Here is a 20,811-nt window from a genome sequence, read left to right on the forward strand (position 1 = left end):
GTTCGGCGCGCCGGGCGCCCTGTTCAACCAGAACCTCGGCACCGTCTCCAACCTCGCCGCCGGCATCGGCAACAAGGCGCAGCAGCAGGTCACCGGCATCCAGAAGTAAGGCTCCCCCGCTTCGCATCCCTCCCTCCCCGAACCTCGCGGCCGGCAGACCTCTGCCGGCCGTCTTTTTTGCCGGTCGTCTTTTTGCGCGGCGCAGGAAACGGGTGGCCCCGCTTCGCGGCATCGGCGACGATCCCGGCGGCAGGACCGGGAGGGCATCATGGACGAGGAGGCGATGTGGAGCGCGGTGGCGCACCGGGACCGCGACGGTGACGGGCGCTTCGTCTACGCGGTGCGCACCACCGGCGTCTATTGCCGGCCGTCCTGTCCGTCGCGACGGGCCAAGCGGGAAAACGTCGCGTTCCACCCCGATGCCACGGCGGCGGAGGCGGCGGGCTTCCGCCCCTGCAAGCGCTGCCGCCCCGACGCGCCGCCATCCACGCTTACATGATTCCCAGCAGCCGGATCAGCCCCAGCCCGATGGCGCCGAGCGCCGCCAGCGACAGCACCACCGCCGCGGTGACGCGCAGACCCGCCCGCGACAGCATCCGCACGTCCACCCCGAGCCCCAGGGCGGCCATCGACAACACCGTCAGGACGCCCGCCGCGGTCTGGCTGGCCGCCAGGGCGGCGTCCGGGATCAGCCCCGCCGCCCGCAGCCCGGCCAGCGCCAGGAAACCAAGGATGAACCAGGGCACCAGCCGGCGCAGCGGGAGGCGGGTCTTGGCGCTCCCTTCCCGGGCAGCGTCTTCCGGCTTCGCCATCAAGGCCAGCGCCACCACCACCGGCCCCAGCATCAGCACGCGCAGCAGCTTCACCAGCGTCCCGACCTGGACGCTCAGCGCGCCGACCGGGGCCGTCGCCGCCAGGATCTGCGGCACCGCGTAAACGGTCAGCCCGGCGAACACGCCGTACTGCATGGGGCTGAGGCCGAGCAACGGCACCAGCAGCGGCAGGCCGAGCACCACCAGAACACCCAGCACCGCCGTGAAGGCGATGGCCGCGGCCACGTCGTCGCCGTGCGCTCCGATCACCGGCGCCGTCGCCGCGATGGCCGAGTTGCCGCAGATCGAGTTGCCGCAGGCGACCAGCACCGCCATGCGCGGCGGCAATCCCAACAGGCGCCCAATGCCGTAGCTGACCGCCAGGGCCAGCGCGACCACCCCGGCGATGCCCGCCACCAGCCCCGGCCCGGCGGCCAGGATCGTCTGCGGATCGATGGAAGCGCCCAGCAGCAGCACCGCGACCTCAAGCAGCGTCTTGGCGCTGAAGTCCGTTCCCGCCTTCCAGCGCCGCCCCGGCGCCCAGACGCTGCGCAGGGCCACCCCGATCAGGATCGCCAGGACCAGCGCCTCCAGCCAGGCCTGCCCGAAGACCCGCAGTTCGAGGCTTTGCAAGGCCAGCGCCGCGCCGCTCACGCCGGAGCAGAGCAGAATTCCCGGCAACAGGGTGCGCAGGGTCTGGCGGGGCGATGAAAATGCAGGGGTCGGCATGGTGTCCTCGAATTCCGATGCCGGGAAGCTGCCCCCTCTGGATCGTTCGTTCCAACGGATTATAGTGGATGAATCGTTCGGCTAAATCGAACGATTGCAACGGCGGGAACCGCATGACCCTCGAACAGCTCCGCATCTTCGTGGCGGTCGCGACGCAGCAGCATGTCACGCGGGCCGCCGCTTCCCTGAATCTGACGCAGTCCGCGGTCAGCGCCGCCGTCTCCAGCCTGGAGGCGCGTCACGCCGTCCGCCTGTTCGACCGGGTCGGCCGCCGCATCGAACTGACCGAGGCCGGGAGCCTGTTCCTCGGCGAGGCCGTCGCGGTGCTCGCCCGCGCCGAGGCGGCGGAGCGGATGCTGGCCGACCTGTCGGCGCTGAAGCGCGGCCGCATCGCCATCCACGCCAGCCAGACCATCACCGGCTATTGGCTGCCCGAACGGCTCGTCGCCTTTCACCAGCGCTATCCGGACGTCGACGTCGCGGTGAAGGCCGCCAACACCGCCCGGGTCGCCAAGGCCGTGCTGGACGGCGCCGCCGATCTCGGGCTGGTGGAAGGGGAGGTGGCGGACCCGCTGCTCGACCAGGATCTTCTGCCCGGCGACCGCCTGCTGCTGCTGGTCGGGGACGGCCACCCCTGGCGCGGGCGGAGCGACCTGCCATTGGAGGAGCTGAACCGCTCCCCCTGGGTCCTGCGCGAGGCCGGGTCGGGCACCCGCTCCGAGTTCGAGGAGGCGCTGCGCGGGCGGGGCAGGGCGCCGGAGGAGTTGCCGGTGGCGTTGGAGCTGCCCTCGAACGAGGCGGTGCTGTCGGCGGTGATGGCCGGGGCGGGAGCCACCGCCCTGTCGGACTTGGTGGCGCGCGGCGCGCTGGCAGCCGGGCATCTGCACCGCGTTCCCTTCCCGCTGCCCGAGCGCCCCTTCCGCCTGCTGCGCCACCGCGAGCGCGGGTTGAGCCACGCCGCCCGGACCTTCCGCGACGGGCTGCTGGCGGAGTAGGGCAGGGGAGGGGGGTCAGACCACCTCGTCGAACTCGACCCTGGGAATGTCGATCCAGCTCTCCGGCTCGCCGGCGTCCTTGCGCCAGAAGATCACCGGCAGGTCGGCGTTCAGCACGCGGGCGATCGAGGCGCCGCGCGCCGTCATCAGCTCCTTGTATTCCGCGGCCTCGACGATGCGCACGCCGTAGCCGGGGATGCGGTCGGCCTGGAGCACGGGGCCGAGCGCGTTCTTGAACTTGCGCAGGTCGTTGTCGGAACCGACCCGCTTGCGCAGCGGCTCCAGGGCCATCCAGAAGGCCGTGCCGTGCCCCAGATGGGCGCGGGCGATCTCGTAGAGCCGCTTCTCGATGGGCTTCAGCGCGAAGTAGTCTTCCGAATAGGTCAGCAGGTTGTTGCCCAGCGCCGCCCGCACCACCCAGTTCGACAGGACCAGGGTCAGGCCGCGCACCTGCCGCTCACCGTCCTTCTTGCCGCGGCGGTACAGCAGCTTGTAGTCGGAGATCCAGGAGAAGGCGCCGCTCTCGCCCTCGCCGCCGGCCTCCAGGTTGGTCTTGATCTGGGTGCCCTGAAGCCGCTCCAGCGCTCCTTCGATCTTGTCGTAGGCGCTGCCCCCGGCGGTCTTGCCGACGATGCGCTGGAGATCGCTGGTGGTGAAGTGAAGCTTCCCCACCTCCGGCCCCATCTTGCCCTCGGCCATCTTCTCGCGCAGCAGCGAGACGGCGTAGATCAGCACCGACTTGTCCCAGATCGTCGCGACGCCGACGTCGCGCGGGGCGCGCACCTCGATCTTCACCTTGCCGTCGTCGTAGGTGGGAAGGCTTTCCACCTTGTCCTTCGACAGGCCGAACAGCGAATAGGCCATCAGGGCCCGGTCGTTGTTCACGTCGCCGCGCAGCGGCGAATCCAGCCGCAGCGCCAGCTGGACCGGACGGTCCAGCAGTTCGGCGTTTTCCTTGTCGGTGTTGTGGTCGTCCATGCACCCAGTCTCCCCGGCCGCGCCGCTGGCGGTTACGGTATTGATTCCCGATACGCCCCGCATGTTCCACAGCGCAGGCGCCAACGTCGCCATTCTGCCGAAAGATTCCTCACCGGCTGGAAACGACGCTGTGACCGTGCGGACGAATGTCGCCGTTCTGCCAGTTCCCCCGGACGCCGTGCCCCGCTGGGGCTCCTCCCTGCCGAAAGCGTCCGCGTTCTGACGGTCCGGACTCCCGACAAGCCACAAAAGGGCTCTGAAAGGCTTGGATTCCCTGACTCTTTCCGGACTCCCCCGGGTCCGGAGGCCGCTGTGGGGGGAGCACATTGGCAGAACGGCGACACTCGGTTGCGCGAGTCGGAGTCCGATTCTCGGCCGATTCCCGGAGTCACCGATGGGCCACAGACCAGATTATTCGGCAGAACGGCGACATCCGGCGGACTCCGACGCTCCGGTGTGGCGCGCCGTGCGCTGGAATCTTTCGGCAGAACGGCGACGTTTTCCGTCCGGTTTCTCGGCAGAACGGCGACACCCGGACGTCGCCCGCCACCGCTCCATAAGGCTCAAAGCCTTGATTCCACTGACTCCACACCCCGGCATCGGCGCAACCGGAGCGATTCCGACGCACGCATTTGAATCGTGGACAGCCTGTCGGGGCCACGACAACATCTTGCGTAACGGGCTCACCACAGCCCGAACCGATAGCTTTTGGGCCAGGATTTTCGGACCGGATTGCCGGACCGGGATTTTCAGGCTGGCGGCTTCGAACCGCCGCGACACGCCGAAGGGGGCGACGATGAGGTAAGGGAGGACACGACCTCCGGAAACACAAAGGGCACAGGTTTGGCGACCTGTGCCCTCGTGCACACCGAAGTGTCGAAAACCGATGGAAGACCGGGAGAACCGGACCCCGCATCAGCGGTTTGGCGACTTCATGATGCCAGGGCAGGTCCGGAAAACCAAGTGGAATCGCGGATTCCACTGACGCTCCCGCTTTGTCTTCCGCCGGGATCGAAGCGCTGGATCATGGGAAGACAATGACCCCGTACACGACCTTGTACCGGCGATGGATCGCTGCGCCCGGCGTCGGAGCCGCGGAAATCGCGGTGCTCTCCGGCCTTTACGCGCGTGCGGACGCCGCCGGCGTCTGCGCCGGTCTGGTCCAGGACGAGCTGGCCGCCGAACTCGGCAAGAGCCGTCCCTGGCTGTCCGCCGTGTTGACCAAGCTGCAGGCACCGGACCTGTCCCTGGTGGAAGCCCGCCGCGAACGCGGTTTCCGCGGGATGGTCTATGCCCTGGTGGGCGCGCAGGACACCGACTCTTCCGGTCGGCCAGCCGACACCACCCGTCAGCCGGCTGACGGACTCCTAAGGACTGAGAATCCCCTGAATCCTGATTCTCAAAACTCCTCCTCCTTCCGGGCGGGGGGATCGGTTGGATCATCGGGAAGCCGGGTCCAGCCCGCCAAAGACGCCCTTGCCGAGGACTGGCAGCCGGATGCCGCCGATCTGGCCTGGGCCGTGGAGGCCCGTCCGGAGGTCGATCCAGCCACCGTGACCCGCAAGTTCGTGTCCTGGTGCCGCAAGGCCAACGCCCGCAACGGCTACAGCCCGTCCGACCCGTCCGGCGCCTGGCGGAAATGGGTGGCGCGCGAACTGGTCGCCCCCGCCGCGGCACCGGACGGCGAAAAGCCCGAAGGCACCGTCGTCCCCTTTGAAACCAAGTCCCGCCGCCCCTCCAACCGGAGCGACCAGAATGACCGTCACAGCCCTGATCGCCAGCTCTCCGAGCTTTCCCGCCAGCGCCGCCCCGCCGACGCCGGACATGGCGTGGCTGCCCGCAACGCCGGGGTCCTCTCTGCCCTGCGCGATCGCCTCGCTCGCCCGGCTTGAGCGCGCCGACCTGCGCTTCGAGATCGCGGACCGCGCGCCGGAGGAGATTGGCGCGCTGGCCGAACGGGTCGAGGCCGCCCTTGAAACCGCTTGCCCGGCCATCGGCGTGGAGAATGTGCTGACCGGCATCGAGAAGCTGGCGGCCCGCTTCGGCCTGGAGCTTCCGGACGCCGACATGCTGGAGGCCGACATTCTCGAAATGGCCGGCTGGCCCGCCGAGGACTGGATCGCCGGTTTCCGCGGCGTCTGGTCCTCCTTCCGCTCCGGCTACCGGCGTTTTCCCACGGTGGGCGACTTCCGCGCCGCCGCCGGTCAGGCTTCGGTCTCTGGCGGGACGGCGTCCCTGCGCCGGCTGGCCATGGCCCTGCGCCAGGAGCAGCAGATCCGCGCCCGTGAAATCGCCCATCGCCGCCGCCAGAAGGAGAAGGAGGCGGAAACCGCCCGCCGCCAGCAGGCCGCCGTCCTGGCGGCCCCTCCGGCGACACCGCCGCGTCCGGCAGAGGTTGTTTCCGCTCCGGTCACCGCCACGCCGGACGATCCGCCGGTGGACTTGGCTTCCGTGCAACCTTTGTCACAGACGACATCGGTGCTCCTGAAAAGCTTCACAAGGGATCGCTTGGCCAATTTTGCCCATACCAGGGTATGCGAAGGACAGGGATACGCATTTTTCAGTAAGAAGCCGTGTAAGAAAAGTTCATCCAGAGAACCAGTGCGCTCCATGACTGTTCAGCGGTCCGAGGCAACGGAACGAAGGCTTGGCAGAGCCTTCATTACTCCAACAGGATAACGCCTATATAATCAGGCTCATCCCATCGTTTCAAATTCCGGTGGCGAAGCACGAAAGGGGGGAGCAAGATACGATAATCCGTTCGTGCCTCGAACTTTTCGGATTGTCCATCCATGCCGCTGAAGACGGTGTCCCGTCAGCAACCGATGACTCTGCGCGGGTACCTGCTGAGGCTCGTCCTTGTGACGCTGGTGCCGATGCTCCTGCTCGGCGGCATGCTCATCGGCTGGCTGGTGCAGCAGCAGCGGCAGGCCGTGGACGACAACATGGCCGACACGGCGGAGGCGCTGGCCCTGGTCGTGGACCGGGAGTTGGAGGCGACCATCGAGGCGCTGCGGGCGCTGTCGCGGACGGACGCCCTGGCGGCCGACGATACCGCCGGCTTCTATGAACGGGCGACGCTGGCGCTGACCCAGCACCCGTCCTGGACCAACATCGCTCTGATCGACCCGTCGGGGCGGCAGTTCGTCAACACCGCTGTCCGGCTCGGTGTCCCGCTGCCGGACGTGCCCCAGCGCGACGCGCTGCGCCGGGTGACCGCGACAGGCCAGCCGGCGGTGTCCAATCTGGTGACCGCGACGGCGGCCGAGCGGCCGACGATCGCCGTGATGGTGCCAGTGCTGCGCGACGGCGGCCTCCGCTACGTCCTGTCGGCGGTGGTCGATCCGCAGACCTGGAGCACCCTGCTGGAGGGCTTCGAGACGCGGTCCGGCCTGATCGCCGTGATCATCGACGGCGAGAACCGCATCGCCGCCCGCTCGCGCGAGCATGCGGAGTATCTGGGACGGGCGGTGCCCGACTGGTTCCTGGCGGTGCGCGGCACGGCGGAGACCGGCAACTACCGCGGCGCCACGCTGGACGGGGTTGAGATCATCGGCGCCTTCCACCGCACGCAGCGCGCCGACTGGATCCTCGCGGCCGCGACGCCGACGGAGGCCGTGCTCAACCCGCTGAACCGCACGGTGGTGCTGGCGTTGGGGCTCGGACTGGTCCTGCTGGCGGTGTCTCTGGCGTCGGCGGGGATCTTCGCGCGGCGGCTCGCCCATCCCGTCCGCGAACTGGCGGCCCATGGCGGCAGCCTGATGGAGGGGCGCGCCATCCGCTACGACGGCGGCGTGCCGGTGCGCGAGATCGACGAGCTGCACCGCGTCCTGGCCGAGGCCAGCGCCGCGCTGGTCGGCGCCAGCGAATCGGTGACCCATGCGGAGGCCCGTTACCGCGCCATCGTCGACACGGCGGTCGACGCCATCGTGGTCATCGACCGGGCCGGTGTCCTGCACAGCTTCAACCGCGCCGCCGAACGCATTTTCGGCTACGCCGCGGAGGAGGTGATGGGCCGCAACGTCAGCATGCTGATGCCCGACCCCGACCGCAGCGCCCATGATGGCTATCTGGAGCGCTATCACCGCACCGGGGAACGCCGGATCATCGGCATCGGGCGCGAGGTGACGGGCCAGCGCAAGGACGGGTCGGTGTTCCCGCTGGAGTTGTCGGTCGCCGAATGGAAGGCCGACGGCGACGTGCGCTTCACCGGAATCGTGCGTGACATCACCGCCCGCAAGACGGCGGAGGAGGCGCTGCTCGCCGCCAAGGAGGCGGCGGAGCGGGCGATGGAGCGCGCCCTGACCGCGGCGGACGAGGCCCGGCGGGAGAAGACCCGCGCCGAGAAGGCGGAGCGGGCGAAGACCCAGTTCCTAGCGGCGGCCAGCCACGACCTGCGCCAGCCCGTGCAGTCGCTCTACTTCTTCGCGCAGGTGCTGGGCGACAAGCTGCACGGCCATCCCGGCCACGAGCTGGTGACCAGCATGGGCCATTCGCTGGACGCGCTGAAGCTCCTGCTGGACGGGCTGCTGGACGTGTCGCGGCTCGACGCCGGGGCGGTCGAGCCCAGCGTCACAGAATGCGCGGTCGGACCGCTGTTCGACCGGCTGGCCACGGAATACGGACCGCAGGCGGACGGGCAGGGGCTGCGGCTGCGGGTCGTGCCGACCTCGCTGTGGGCACGTACCGATCCGATGCTGCTGGAGCGCATCCTGCGCAACCTGATCGAGAACGCTCTGCGCTACACCGAGCGGGGCGGCGTCGTGGTCGGTTGCCGGCGCGGCAACGGCGTGCTGCGCATCGAGGTGGCCGACAGCGGCATCGGCGTGCCGGACGAGTTGCAGCAGGCCGTCTTCGAGGAGTTCTTCCAGATCGGCAACCCCGAGCGCGACCGCGCCAAGGGGCTGGGGCTCGGGCTCGCCATCGTCAAGCGGCTGGCCGGGCTGCTCGGCCACACGATCGCCTTGCGCTCGCGGCCCGGGCGGGGCAGCGTCTTCTCGGTGGAGCTTCCCGCCGTGCGCGCCCGCGCGGTTCTGCGCCGCAACGCGCCCGACCGCGCCAACGACGACGGGCAGGGGCTGGTGGTGGTCATCGACGACGAGGCCATCGTGCTGCTCAGCCTGCGCACCCTGCTGGAGCAGTGGGGCTACGAGGTGGTGGCCGCCGTGTCGGCGGAGGAGGCGGTGGACGTCCTGCACGGGCTGGGTCGGCTGCCGGACCTCATCATCGCCGACTACCGCCTGCGCGAGGGACGGACGGGAGTGGAGGCGATCCGCGACATCCACGGTGTTTGCGGCGTGCGCATCCCCGCCGTGGTGCTGACCGGCGACACCGCGCCCGAACGCATCACCGAAATCCGCGGCGCCGGATTCCGCCTCGTTCACAAACCGATCACCCCGCACATCCTGCGCGAACTGCTCAAGCCCGCGGCTTGATCCGGGACGGTTGATCGACCGAAGGCCGGTTTTTGACCCTGGCCGCCCACCGGCCGGGTCTTTAGTTTTTCCGCCTCCTTGGGGGACGACGGGAGACGGGACATGAACTGGAGCAAGGGCCTGTGGCGCGGCTGGCTGGCCGCCGCCCTGCTGTGGGGCGTGGCGGTCGCCGCCTTCGCCGCCGCCGATCTGCACGGACGCCACCCGTTCGCCGGTCTCTACGCCTATTCGGATGCGCGGGACGCCTTCCTGCCCCAGCGTTACGCCGCCGACGAGGCGGTGGTGGAGGACGGGGTGAGGCGGGGCGTCGTGGCGCGGACGGACTTCCCCGACGGCACCAGCCTCGCCGCCCCGCCGGACCTCGGCGACGAGCGCGTGCGGCAGATCGCCGAGCGTTTCTGGGCGGAGCGCTGGGCGCGCCGCGCGGAGGTTCTGTGGCCCTGGGGCCTGCGCGCCGTCGTGCCGCCGCTTCTGCTTCTTCTGTCCGGCGCCTTCGCGCTGTGGATTGCCCGGGGGTTCCGCCCCACGGCGGCTCCGGAAGAGGCGGTCGTGGAGACGGCCGCCGTGGGGGACTCGCCGAAGGCGGCCTTCAACACCCGGTCCGCCGGCGGGCTGCCGCCCTTCATCCGCTCGCTTGGTCCCGACCCCAGGCGGCGCCGCGTGCTGGGGGCGGGCCGCTGAAGGCGGCGCAAGACATGTTTGTGCGTTGTTCCCGCGACCATCACCCAACATCGCGGTAACCCTCTGTGATGCGCAAGCATCACGGACGGTCGAGATCCCGAAGGCGCAAAGGAACAGGAGCCCCGGCATTGGGTTGATGGTGGCGGAGCCGCGTGCATGACGCGCGAATGTTCTCCGAGGCTGCGCGTTTGTCCCGTCCGTCCAGGCGTTCGGGCTGTTCACCATCACGGCGGCGTGTGGCGCAAGGCGCTGCCAACGGGCCGGACCAAGAGGAGACCTGGGTGTCGAAGCCGACCAAGACGGACAAGATCCTGACCGGAATTCCAGAATTCGACATGGTCCTGAGGGGGGGCCTGCCGCGCGCGCGGCTTCATCTTCTGGAAGGTGCGCCGGGAACCGGCAAGACGACCATCGCGCTTCAATTCCTGCTGAAGGGCCTGCGCGACGGCAAGCGCGGCCTGTACGTGACACTGTCGGAAACCGAGACGGAGCTGCGCGCCTCGGCCAAGAGCCACGGCTGGTCGCTCGACGGCATCGGCATCTTCGAACTCGTTCCGCTGGAGGCGCAGCTCGACCGTCAGCAGAGCGTGCTCTACCCGTCCGAGGTGGAGCTGGGCGAAACCATGCGCCTGATCACCGAGCGGATCGAGGCCGAAAAGCCGGACCTCGTGGTGATCGATTCCCTGTCCGAGCTTCGCCTGCTCGCCCAGGACCAGCTCCGCTACCGGCGGCAGATCCTGGCGCTGAAGCAGTTCCTGCAGGGGCGCCAGTGCACCACGCTGGCGCTGGACGACCTGACCAGCCAGACCGGCTCCATGGAACTGCACAGCCTGATGCACGGGGTGGTCAGCCTGGAGCAGATCGAGCGCTCCTACGGCGCGGCGCGACGGCGCCTGCGAATCGCCAAGATGCGCGGCTCCGAGTACCAGAGCGGCTGGCACGATTTCGCCATCACGCCGGGCAACGTGCTGATCTTCCCGAGCCTGATCGCCGACGAACACAAGACGCAGTTCGAGCCGACCGCGGTGTCGAGCGACCTGAACGGTCTCGACGAGCTGATGGGCGGCGGTTTGACGCGCGGCACGACGACGATGCTCGTCGGCCCATCGGGCGTCGGCAAGTCGTCCATCGCCCTGCAATATGTCGCGGCGGCGGTGCGCCGCGGCGAGCACGCCGCCTATTTCTCCTTCGACGAGTCCTTTGAAACCTTGGCGCTGCGCAGCACCGCGCTCGGCATCGACATCGAGGAGGCGGTGCACAAGGGCGAGTTGGGCTGGGAACGCGCGAACCCGTCGCGCCTGTCGCCCGGCCAGTTCGTCTGGCAGGTCCGCCGTCAGGTGGAGGACCACAAGGCGCGCGTCGTGGTGATCGACAGCCTCAATTCGTATCTCAGCACCATGCCGGAGGAAAAGGCGCTCATCCTGCAGATGCATGAGCTGCTGACCTATCTGAACAACCAGGGCGTCGTGACCATCCTCATCCTCGCCCAGCAGGGGATCGTCGGCGACATCCAGAACCCTGTGGACCTGTCCTTCATGAGCGACACGGTGGTTCTGCTGCGCTTCTTCGAGGCGGTGGGACAGGTGCGCAAGGCGATCTCGGTGGTCAAGAAGCGCACCGGCGTCCATGAACTGGCGATCCGCGAGTTCCGTCTGTTCCCCGACGGCATGCAGGTCGGCCCGCAGCTTCTGGAGTTCCAGGGCGTGCTGACCGGCGTGCCCAGCTATGATGGGGTGGCGGACCCGTTGTTGCGCGGACAGAGCGAGACGGGTTGACGGCAGCGCATGGACGCCCCGATCCTCGTGCTCGCCCCGCATGGCCGGGACGCGGAGGTCATCCGCCTCGTGCTGGACGAGATCGGCATGACCACGCGGCTCTGCGCCGATCTGCCCGCCCTGTGCGATGGCCTGACGAGGGATGTCACGGCCCTGATCCTCTCCGAAGGCGCGTTGCCGAGGGCCGGGATGGAGCCCTTGGTCGCCCAACTGGACGCCCAGCCGCCCTGGTCGGACTTGCCCGTTCTGGTGCTGACCGCGCGCGGCAACCGGTCGGCCAGCAAGGCGCGTTGGGCGCAGTTCCAGCGACTCGGCAACGTCACGCTGCTGGACCCGCCCTTGTACGCCGAAGCGCTGCAAAGTGCCGTGCAGTCCGCGGCGCGAACACGTCTGCGCCAATATCGCATGCGGACGCTTCTGGCCGACATCGAGCGGGCCAACGACCAATTGGAAAGTCGGGTGGCGGAACGCACCCGGTCCCTGCAATCCGAAATGCAGGAGCGCCGGAAGGCCGAGGAGGCGTTGCAGCAGGCCCAGAAGATGGAGGCCGTCGGCCAGCTCACCGGCGGGATCGCCCATGACTTCAACAACCTGTTGCAGGTCATGCTCGGCAACCTGCATCTGCTGCGGGGCGCGCTGTCCACCGACGAACCGCTGCTGCGGCACGTCGCCATGGCCATCACGGCGGGCGACCGCGCGGCGGCGCTCACCCGGCATCTTCTGGCCTTCGCCCGGCGCCAGCCGCTGACGCCGCGCAGCCTGGACCTGAACGCTCTGGCCACCGCCATGAGCGGCCTGATCCAGCAATCCGTCGGCGAGTCGATCCGGGTGGAGACGATCCTGGCCGACGGGCTTTGGCGAACCTGGGCCGACGCCAACCAGGTCGAAAGCGCCCTGCTCAACCTCGCCATCAACGCGCGCGACGCCATGCCGGACGGTGGGCTCCTGCGTGTCGCGACGAGCAACACCGTGCTGGACGAGACCGTCTCGGACGCGCAGGGGGACATCCTTCCCGGCCGCTACGTCCTGCTCCGCATCACCGACACCGGAAGCGGTATGCCGCCGGACGTGCTGGAGCGGGCGTTCGAACCCTTCTTCACGACGAAGCCGATCGGCCAGGGCACCGGCCTCGGGCTGAGCCAGCTCTACGGCTTCGCCCGTCAATCGGGCGGGCACGCGGCCATCCGGTCGCAGCCCGGCCAGGGTACCACCGTCAGCCTGTATCTGCCCCAGCATGACGGGGTGGACGGCGCCGACACGTCGCCCACCGCTGCGGAGATGGAGCCGCAAAACCCGTCCCGCAACGATGAAACCATCCTGGTGGTGGAGGACGAGGCCCTCGTCCTCATGCTGTGGGTCGAGGCTCTGGAAGGGCAGGGATACCATGTCCTGCAGGCCGCCGAACCCGAGGCGGCGATCCAAATCCTGAAGTCCGACGCGACGATCGACCTGATGGTCAGCGACGTCGGGCTGCCCGGAATGACCGGCCGCGATCTGGCGACCCTTGCGCGGCGGCTCCGTCCGGGGCTGAAGGTGCTGTTCGTGACCGGCTATGCGCATTACGCCGCCCTCGAAGCGGACAGCCTGGGGGCGGGCACGCGGATGCTCAGCAAGCCGGTCGGCGTGGACACCTTGCAGAACACGGTCCGCATCCTGCTGGACGAGGATTCGGCCTGACATTGCGGTTCTGAGTGAGCGGCGGCAACTCGACAAGCTCCACGCACATCGCCTACAACCGGTCATCCGTCCTGTGGGTGGAATGGGAACCGGTTTGAACGGAGCAACGTCAGCACGGCCATCGGCCTCCTCTCGCCGTTGTGTGGCGGGGGGCAGGGTGAGCGGGCATCGCGAGGAAGGCGCCGCTGCGCCTGCGGTGGTTGCGACCCGCTGGCGGTCCAGATTGGCCGCGGTGATGGCCGCCGTCCTTCTGCTGATCCTGGTGCCGGTGCCGGGGCAGGCGGTCGCCATGCTGTCCGCCGGTCTGGCGCAGTCCTTCTGGGCGGCGTCGATGTGCGGACCGGACGGGGCGTCGGACCGGATGCCCGGCGCCCCCGATCAGCCCAAGCACGATCTGGAGCATTGCCTGGGCTGCCAGCTCGGCTGCGCGCCGCCGGCGATGCTGACCCCGGCGGACGTCGCCGTTCCGCCGCCGCGCCTGTCCGGGGCGCTGGGCGCGTTCCCGCTCCGCACCCGCAAGCTCCGCCGCCGCAGCGTGTTCCGCCCGAACGCCCGTGCCCCGCCAATGACGCGTCCTGTCCCGACCAACTGACCATTCGAGTCACCATTCTCCTTGCAGGACACCGTCATTATGAAGAAGCACGCTCTGGCGCTCGCCGCGCTGATCGCCCTGACCGCCGGCACCGCGCTGGCCCATGGTTTCAAGGCCGGGCCGGTCGACATCGAACACCCCTGGGCGCGCGCCACGGCGCCCTCGGCCCCGAACGGCTCGGCCTACATGGTGCTGAGCACCCACGGTCCGGACAGCGACCGCCTGCTGTCGGCCAGCACGCCCGTCGCCGACAAGGCGGAACTGCACACCCACCTGATGGACAACGGCGTCATGAAGATGCGCCAGGTCGACGCCATCGAGGTGGCGCCCGGCTCGCCGACCGCGCTGCAGCCCGGCGGCCTGCACGTCATGCTGTTCGGCCTGAAGCAGCCGCTTGCTCCGGGCAAGGCGTTCCCGCTGACCCTGACCTTCGAGAAGGCCGGGCCGGTCACCGTCCAGGTGGACGTGCAGAGCGCCGGCTCCGCCGCCCCGTCCCACGGCGGTGCCAGCGGGCCGCAGGCCGGCGGCACGCAGCACAAGCATTGATGGCGTTGCGCCGTGCCGGCCTGTTGTCCAGGGCTGGCGCGGCGCAACCGAGGGGCGGTGCTGGTGGTGGTCGGTACTGATATACCAGCATCGCATTTGACCGTCCGGCCCCTTGGGCGCAGGGTGTGGCGCGCCGGTCCGGCAGAAGGCCGGCGCGCCACAGGAAGGAACCGCCCCGCCCATGAGCCCCGCCCGATGACCGCCACCGAAAAGGCTCTGGCCGCCAGCTCCTCCGGGCGGGCGGGCATCGCCTGGATGCTGCTCACCACGCTTCTGTTCGTGACGCAGGACGCGACCCTGCGCGTCCTCGTGCAGACCTATCCCTTCGCGGAGGTCGCCTGGGCGCGCTTCGCGGTGCATCTGGCCATCGCCTTCGTCGTGGTGGCGGTGAACTCCCCCAGCCACCTGATCGCCAAGCGTCCTGGGATGCAGATCCTCCGCTCCACGCTTCTGGCCGTTCTGACGCTGCTGGCGGCGGTGTCGTACAAGATCCTGCCCTTCGTCGACGTGGCGGCCATCGCCAACGTGGCGCCGGTCCTGGTCGCCGTCCTGTCGGTCCCGCTCCTGAAGGAGAAGGTCGGCTGGCGGCGCTCGCTGGGGGTGCTCGGCGGCTTCATCGGGGCGATGATCATCATCGGCCCGGCCAGCCTCGTCTTCCAGTGGGCGATCCTGCTGCCGCTGGCCGCCGCGCTGTGCAACGCGCTCTACCAGATCGTCACGCGGCTGCTGCGCGGCGGCGATTCCACGCTGACGACCTTCTTCTACACCAGCATGGCCGGGACGGTGCTCTGCGGGCTGCTGCTGCCCTTCGGCTGGACGACGCCGGACCTGACGGGCGCGGCGCTGATGATCATGCTCGGCGCGCTGGGGGCATGCAGCCATTACTGCCTGATCCGCGCCTACTCGGTGGCGGACGCGGCGACGGTGGCGCCCTTCGGCTACACGACGCTGATCTGGGCGGTGCTCTACGGCTTGCTGGTCTTCGGTGAGCCGCCCAGCGTCTCGACCCTCGCCGGTGGTCTGGTGATTGTCGCCGCCGGCATCTACATCTTCCACCGCGAGCAGGTGCGGGCGCGCGAGGCCGCAGCGAAGGAGGCGGTGAAGGGGGGCTGAGCGGTCCCTTTTTTCCGCTAAGTTCCTTATGCCGGAGGCACGTACACAGGACGTTCAGGTACCCGAAATATCACGGGCCGTACGCGTCGAACTGTAACATGCTCCGCGTACCGTACGCCGGTCGGTGAGGGCCGGCGTTTTTTCAACCCACAAGCAACGAGAACAGCAATGAACGGACTGCCCAAGCAGACGTGGCGCTGCCGCGTTGCCGAACTGTTGAGCGATCCCGTGGTCCAGGCCGTGTTGCGCCGGGACCGCCTGACCCACGAGCAGGTTCTGGCACAGCTCACCCCCATTGCCGAGCACCTGCGCCGCAACACCTCCCCCGAACGACCCGCAAGACGGCTTCCGCGCGAAGCCTACTGACCTTTCCAAAGAGAAAAGGCCGCCCGGTGGAACGGGCGGCCTTCTTCTTCTCGTCCAGGCAGGATCAGCCGGCGATCTCGAACTTGATCCCCTGGGCCAGCGGCAGGGAGCGGGAGTAGTTCACCGTGGCCGTCTGGCGGCGCATGTAGGCCTTCCAGGCGTCGGACCCGGACTCGCGCCCGCCGCCCGTCTCCTTCTCGCCGCCGAAGGCGCCGCCGATTTCGGCACCCGACGGGCCGATGTTGACGTTGGCGATGCCGCAGTCGCTGCCCGCCGCCGACAGGAAGCTCTCGGCCTCGCGGATGTCGGTGGTGAAGATGCAGGAGGACAGGCCCTGCGGCACCGCGTTCTGCAGCGCGATGGCCTCCTCCAGCGTCTCGTAGGTCAGGACGTAGAGGATCGGGGCGAAGGTCTCGTGGCGGACGATGTCGGTCTGGCCCGGCATCTCGACGATGGCCGGCTGCACGTACCAGGCGTCGGGGTACTGATCGGCGAGCGCGCGGCCGCCGCCGCTCACGGTGCCGCCGTCGGCCTTGGCCTGCTCCAGCGCGCGCTGCATGCCGTCGAAGGCGCCCTTGTCGTTCAGCGGACCGACCAGCACGCCGGACTCCAGCGGGTTGCCGATGGGAACGGAGGCGTAGGCGGCCTTCAGGCGCGGCAGCAGCGTGTCGCGCACGTCCTTGTGGACGATCAGGCGGCGCAGCGTGGTGCAGCGCTGGCCGCAGGTGCCCACCGCCGAGAAGACGATGGCGCGCACCGCCATGTCGAGGTCGGCCGACGGCGCCACGATCATCGCGTTGTTGCCGCCCAGTTCCAGGATCGGGCGGGCGAAGCGCTCCGCCACCTTCAGCGCGACCTCGCGGCCCATGCGGGTCGAGCCGGTGGCCGACACGATGGGGACCAGCGGGCTGGCGACCAGCGCCTCGCCGACCTCGCGGCCGCCGTTGACGACCTGCAGCAGGTCGGCCGGGGCGTCGCCGAAGCGGGCCACCGCGCGCTCGAAGATGCGCTGGCAGGCGAGTGCGGTCAGCGGCGTCTTCTCCGACGGCTTCCAAATCACCGGGTCGCCGCAGACCAGCGCCAGGGCGGCGTTCCAGGCCCAGACCGCGACCGGGAAGTTGAAGGCGGAGATCACCGCGCAGGGGCCCATCGGGTGCCAGGTCTCGCGCATCGCGTGGCCCGGGCGCTCCGACGCGATGGTCAGGCCGTAGAGCTGGCGGGACAGGCCGACCGCGAAGTCGCAGATGTCGATCATCTCCTGGACCTCGCCCAGGCCCTCCTGGACGATCTTGCCCATCTCCAGCGTGACGAGACGGCCGAGATCCTCCTTGGCGTCGCGCAGCTCCTCGCCCAGCAGGCGGACCAGCTCGCCGCGGCGCGGCGCCGGGACCGAGCGCCACGCCTCGAAGGCGCGCTGGGCGCGGGCGGCCACCTCCGGGATCTCCGACGCCGGGGTGACCGGTGCCACCCCCAGAGCGGCGCCGTCGATGGGCGAGCGGACGGACAGGCCGGCCCCGTCGGCGGGAAGCTCAAGGCCGAGGCGGGAGAGAAGGTCGCGGTGCTGCATGGAAAAGGTCCTCGGTGTAAGGCAACCGGTGGAGGGGTGGCGCTGGCGCCCGGCGGCGCGGATGTCGGACAGGCTGCGGTTCGGCGTCAGGGCCTCGGGGTCGAGCTTGACGTGCAGGATGGCCGGCCGGCCGGCGGCGCGGGCGCGCTCGAAGGCCGGGGCGAACTCCTCCGTCCGCTCCACCGTCTCGCCATGGCCGCCATAGGCGCGGGCAAGGGCGGCGAAGTCCGGGTTGGTCAGGGCGGTGCCGGACACGCGGCCCGGATAATCGCGCTCCTGGTGCATGCGGATGGTGCCGTACATGCCGTTGTCGATGACCAGCACGATAAGGTTGGCGCCCTCCTGCACGGCGGTGCCGAACTCCAGCCCGGTCATCTGGAAGCAGCCGTCGCCGGCGAAGCAGACCACGTCCCGCTCCGGGTGGAGCAGCTTGGCGGCGACGGCGGCGGGCAGGCCGTAGCCCATCGAGCCGCAGACCGGCGCCGCCTGCGTGGCGAAGCGGCGGAAGCGCCAGAAGCGGTGGATCCAGGTGGCGTAGTTGCCGGCGCCGTTGGTCAGGATGGCGTCGTCGGGCAGGGTGTCGCGCAGCCAGGACATGACGGCGCCCATCTGGACGTCGCCGGGGATGGTGGCCGGCGGCTCGCTCCAGGCGGTGTAGGCGGCGTGCGCGGCCTCGGCCCGACCGGCCCAGGCGGGGGAAGACGGCGTCTCCAGCCCGGCCACGGCGTCGAGGAAGCCCTCCGGCGTGGCGTTGATGGCGAGGTCGGGGTTGTAGACGCGGCCCAGCTCCTCCGCCCCCGGATGGACGTGGATCAGCGTCTTGCCGGTCTCCGGGATGCCGAGCAGCCCGTAGCTCTGCGACGGCACCTCCGAGAAGCGGCCGCCGAGCAGCAGGATCACGTCGGCGTCCTTCACCAGGGCGACCAGCTTCGGGTTGATGCCGAGCCCGATGTCGCCCGCGTAGTTCGGATGCGCGTGGTCGAACAGCATCTGGCGGCGGAAGGTGACGGCCACCGGCAGCGCGAAGGTCTCGGCGAAGACGTGCAGCGAGGCCACCGCGTCCTCGGTCCAGCGGGAGCCGCCGGCGATGACCAGCGGGCGCTTCGCCCCGGCGAGCAGCCGCCCGACCTCGGTGACCTGGGCGGGGGTCGGGGCGCTGTCCACCGGCCGGGCCGGGCGGGCGTGGGCGACGTCCGCCGTCTCGACCAGCATGTCTTCCGGAAGCACCAGAACGACCGGGCCGGGGCGGCCGGCGAGCGCGGTGTGGAAGGCGCGGCTGACCATCTCCGGCACGCGGTCGGCGCTGTCGATCTCGGCGACCCACTTGGCCATGCCGCCGAACATGAGCGTGTAGTCGACCTCCTGGAAGGCGTCGCGCCCGCGCATGCCGCGCTCGATCTGGCCGATGAACAGGATCATCGGCGTGGAGTCCTGCTGCGCCACATGGACGCCCGGCGCGGCGTTGGTGGCGCCGGGGCCGCGGGTGACGAAGCAGATGCCCGGCCGGCCGGTCAGCTTGCCCTCGGCTTCCGCCATCATGGCCGCACCGCTCTCGTGGCGGGCGTTGATCGTGCGGATCGGGGAATCGTGCAGCGCGTCCAGCACGGCGAGGTAGCTTTCGCCCGGCACGCAGAACACACGCTCGACGCCCTGCGCCTCCAGCGCATCGACGATCAACTGGCCTCCGGTCTTGCCATTGGTCTGCATGGCGCGCTCGTTCCTCGGCTGGGCGTTCAAATCCTCCTCAATCTGGCGGGAGGCCCCGCCCCGCGCAACCGACTTTCTTTCCCCAGGTCATGAGCTATAGTCATGACCCATGGGTCTGCAACGCCGCCTTCTCCCGTCCATGAGCGCGCTCTCCGCCTTCGAGGCGGCGGCGCGCACCGGCAGCTTCACCGCCGCGGCGCAGGAGCTGGCGCTGACCCAGGGCGCCGTCAGCCGCCAGATCAAGGCGCTGGAGGACCAGCTCGGCGTTCCGCTGTTCGTGCGCCGCGACCAGCGCGTGACCCTGACCCCGGCCGGCGAATCCTACGCGGCGGAGGTGCGCGAGGCGCTGCACCGGGTGGGCGCGGCGACGCTCAGGGTCATGACCGCGCCGCAGGGCGGCGTGCTGAAGCTGGCCGTTCTGCCGACCTTCGGCACGCGCTGGCTGGTGCCGCGCCTGCCGGCCTTCCAGGCGGCGCACCCGCAGGTCATCATCCATTTCATGACGAAGATGGAGCCCTTCGACTTCCGGTCGGAGGATCTGGACGCCGCCATCCATTTCGGTGCCGCCGACTGGCCCGGCGCCGTCTGCGAGCGGCTGATGGAGGAGGAGGTCCTGCCGCTCTGCGCCCCGTCCTTCCTGGCCGCCCACCCGATCCGCGCGGCGGCGGACCTCGTGGCGCTGCCCCTGCTGCACACCACCAGCCGCCCGGAGGCGTGGCGGGACTGGTTCGCCGCCCAGGGCATCGAGCGGCACGAAGGCGCGGGCATGTTCTTCGAGCAGTTCTCCACCACCGCCCAGGCGGCGATCACCGGGCTGGGGGTGGCGCTGCTGCCGACCCTGCTGGTCCAGGCCGAGATGCGGGACGGGTCGCTGGTCCCGGCGTTCGACCGGCCCTACCGCAACCCGGACCGCGCCTATCATCTCGTCCACCCGCCGTCCCGGGCGCATCACCCCCCGCTGGTGGCGTTCCGGGAGTGGTTGCTTGGGCAGTCCGTGAGCGACGCGCGAAGGGCTTGAGAACACGGCGAAAACTCCCCCTCGCAAGGCAGGGGCGGGGGAATGGGCCGGGACGGGGCGGATTCGTCAGGGCAGACAGGCCCGGCCCGTATGACGTTTTTGCTGCAATTTCATGGCGCCCGGCGTTAAGAGGAAACGGCAGAACCGACCGAGAGAACCGTTTCCATGCTGCTGCTGCGCGCCATCCGCTCCATGATGCCCAAGGAAGAGCGGGTCATTGAGCAATTCATCGAGCAGGCCCGCCACATCGTCGACGCCGCGGCCGCTCTGGAAGCCGTCATGCAGGCCGGTCCGGAGGAGCGCGCCGACCGCACCGCGACGCTGAAGCGGATCGAGAAGGACGCCGACCGCGTCGCCAAGGACGCCGGGCGCGGGCTGCACCGCGCCTTCATCACCCCCTTCGACCGGTCGGAGATCCAGGCGCTGATCAACGCGCTGGACGACTGCATCGACCTGATGGACGAGGTACCGGGCCTCGCCGCGCTCTACGGCATCGAGACCTTCGACGACCGGATGATGCGCATGGCGGCGATCGGCCGCAAGCAGGCCGCCCTGCTGTCCGAGGTCATGCCGCTGCTGACCAAGATCTCCGTCCACGCCGACCGCATCCTGCACATCTGCGGCCAGATCTCCGACCTGGAGGACGAGGCCGACGGGATCCTGCGCGACGCCATGAAGTCGCTGATCGCCGAGCGTCCGGAGATGATCGACTTCCTGGGCCGCCGCGAGGTCTACGAACTGCTGGAAGCCGTCACCGACCGCTGCGACGACGTGGGCGATCTCATCGAAGGGATCACCCTGGATCAGGCGTGAGGGGGAT

At 69.7% G+C, this 20,811-nt stretch carries 16 protein-coding genes and 1 pseudogene; 13 read left to right on the forward strand and 4 right to left on the reverse strand.

The features are described from left to right. Positions 1–268 precede the first annotated feature (268 nt). Positions 269–499, forward strand: coding sequence for an Ada metal-binding domain-containing protein (locus DXK32_RS11210; protein WP_114858579.1), 231 nt, complete (start codon positions 269–271; stop codon positions 497–499). Here the strand turns inward: DXK32_RS11210 and DXK32_RS11215 are convergent. After that, positions 492–1,541: a YeiH family protein gene (locus tag DXK32_RS11215; protein ID WP_114858580.1), complete on the reverse strand. Its 1,050-nt coding sequence runs from the start codon at positions 1,539–1,541 to the stop codon at positions 492–494. The genes DXK32_RS11210 and DXK32_RS11215 overlap by 8 nt on opposite strands. Positions 1,542–1,654: 113 nt before the next feature. Between DXK32_RS11215 and DXK32_RS11220 the strand changes: the two genes are divergently transcribed. Then, positions 1,655–2,536: a LysR substrate-binding domain-containing protein gene (locus tag DXK32_RS11220; protein WP_114858581.1), complete on the forward strand. Its 882-nt coding sequence runs from the start codon at positions 1,655–1,657 to the stop codon at positions 2,534–2,536. Between the two features lie 15 nt (positions 2,537–2,551). Here the strand turns inward: DXK32_RS11220 and DXK32_RS11225 are convergent, their stop codons facing one another. Next, positions 2,552–3,514 (reverse strand): replication initiator protein A, encoded by a 963-nt coding sequence (locus DXK32_RS11225; RefSeq protein WP_114858582.1) that lies wholly within the window; start codon positions 3,512–3,514, stop codon positions 2,552–2,554. 1,037 nt (positions 3,515–4,551) lie between these two features. Between DXK32_RS11225 and DXK32_RS11235 the strand changes: the two genes are divergently transcribed. From DXK32_RS11235 to DXK32_RS11280, 9 genes are all read left to right on the forward strand, one after another. Continuing rightward, positions 4,552–5,406 carry a hypothetical protein gene (locus tag DXK32_RS11235; RefSeq protein WP_114858584.1) on the forward strand — a complete coding sequence of 285 codons (855 nt, stop codon included), beginning with the start codon at positions 4,552–4,554 and terminating at the stop codon, positions 5,404–5,406. 900 nt (positions 5,407–6,306) lie between these two features. Continuing rightward, positions 6,307–8,949 carry a PAS domain S-box protein gene (locus DXK32_RS11245; protein ID WP_114858586.1) on the forward strand — a complete coding sequence of 881 codons (2,643 nt, stop codon included), beginning with the start codon at positions 6,307–6,309 and terminating at the stop codon, positions 8,947–8,949. 102 nt (positions 8,950–9,051) lie between these two features. Further along, positions 9,052–9,630, forward strand: a complete 579-nt coding sequence (locus DXK32_RS11250) for a hypothetical protein (protein WP_114858587.1) — start codon at positions 9,052–9,054, stop codon at positions 9,628–9,630. Positions 9,631–9,911: 281 nt separating this feature from the next. Then, entirely contained in the window at positions 9,912–11,405 is a 1,494-nt protein-coding gene (locus DXK32_RS11255; protein WP_114858588.1) for an ATPase domain-containing protein, read from the forward strand. A gap of 9 nt (positions 11,406–11,414) precedes the next feature. Continuing rightward, entirely contained in the window at positions 11,415–13,082 is a 1,668-nt protein-coding gene (locus DXK32_RS11260; RefSeq protein WP_114858589.1) for a response regulator, read from the forward strand. A 157-nt stretch (positions 13,083–13,239) separates the two neighbouring features. Continuing rightward, the gene (locus DXK32_RS11265) at positions 13,240–13,674 is read left to right on the forward strand and encodes a DUF2946 domain-containing protein (RefSeq protein WP_247877096.1); all 435 of its coding nucleotides are present in this window, start codon (positions 13,240–13,242) and stop codon (positions 13,672–13,674) included. A 39-nt stretch (positions 13,675–13,713) separates the two neighbouring features. Continuing rightward, the gene (locus DXK32_RS11270) at positions 13,714–14,220 is read left to right on the forward strand and encodes a copper chaperone PCu(A)C (RefSeq protein ID WP_205215693.1); all 507 of its coding nucleotides are present in this window, start codon (positions 13,714–13,716) and stop codon (positions 14,218–14,220) included. Between the two features lie 195 nt (positions 14,221–14,415). Further along, positions 14,416–15,333 (forward strand): DMT family transporter, encoded by a 918-nt coding sequence (locus DXK32_RS11275; protein WP_114858592.1) that lies wholly within the window; start codon positions 14,416–14,418, stop codon positions 15,331–15,333. A 168-nt stretch (positions 15,334–15,501) separates the two neighbouring features. Further along, positions 15,502–15,699: a hypothetical protein gene (locus tag DXK32_RS11280; RefSeq protein WP_114858593.1), complete on the forward strand. Its 198-nt coding sequence runs from the start codon at positions 15,502–15,504 to the stop codon at positions 15,697–15,699. 64 nt (positions 15,700–15,763) lie between these two features. On the opposite strand, the gene amaB is transcribed toward DXK32_RS11280, so the two are convergent. After that, the gene (gene amaB / locus DXK32_RS33625; RefSeq protein WP_114858647.1) at positions 15,764–17,266 is read right to left on the reverse strand and encodes an L-piperidine-6-carboxylate dehydrogenase; all 1,503 of its coding nucleotides are present in this window, start codon (positions 17,264–17,266) and stop codon (positions 15,764–15,766) included. A gap of 54 nt (positions 17,267–17,320) precedes the next feature. Then, positions 17,321–18,973: pseudogene (locus DXK32_RS33630) on the reverse strand (thiamine pyrophosphate-binding protein); the annotation flags it as partial. Positions 18,974–19,082: 109 nt separating this feature from the next. Between DXK32_RS33630 and gcvA the strand changes: the two are divergent. Together gcvA and DXK32_RS11300 are read left to right on the forward strand one after the other, a co-directional pair. Further along, positions 19,083–19,991 (forward strand): transcriptional regulator GcvA, encoded by a 909-nt coding sequence (gene gcvA, locus DXK32_RS11295; RefSeq protein ID WP_114858594.1) that lies wholly within the window; start codon positions 19,083–19,085, stop codon positions 19,989–19,991. A 165-nt stretch (positions 19,992–20,156) separates the two neighbouring features. Then, the gene (locus DXK32_RS11300; RefSeq protein WP_114858595.1) at positions 20,157–20,804 is read left to right on the forward strand and encodes a DUF47 domain-containing protein; all 648 of its coding nucleotides are present in this window, start codon (positions 20,157–20,159) and stop codon (positions 20,802–20,804) included. The last annotated feature ends 7 nt before the right edge of the window (positions 20,805–20,811 follow it).

The sequence above is a fragment of the Azospirillum brasilense genome (assembly GCF_003349955.1).
GTDB classification, from domain to species: Bacteria; Pseudomonadota; Alphaproteobacteria; order Azospirillales; family Azospirillaceae; genus Azospirillum; species Azospirillum brasilense_B.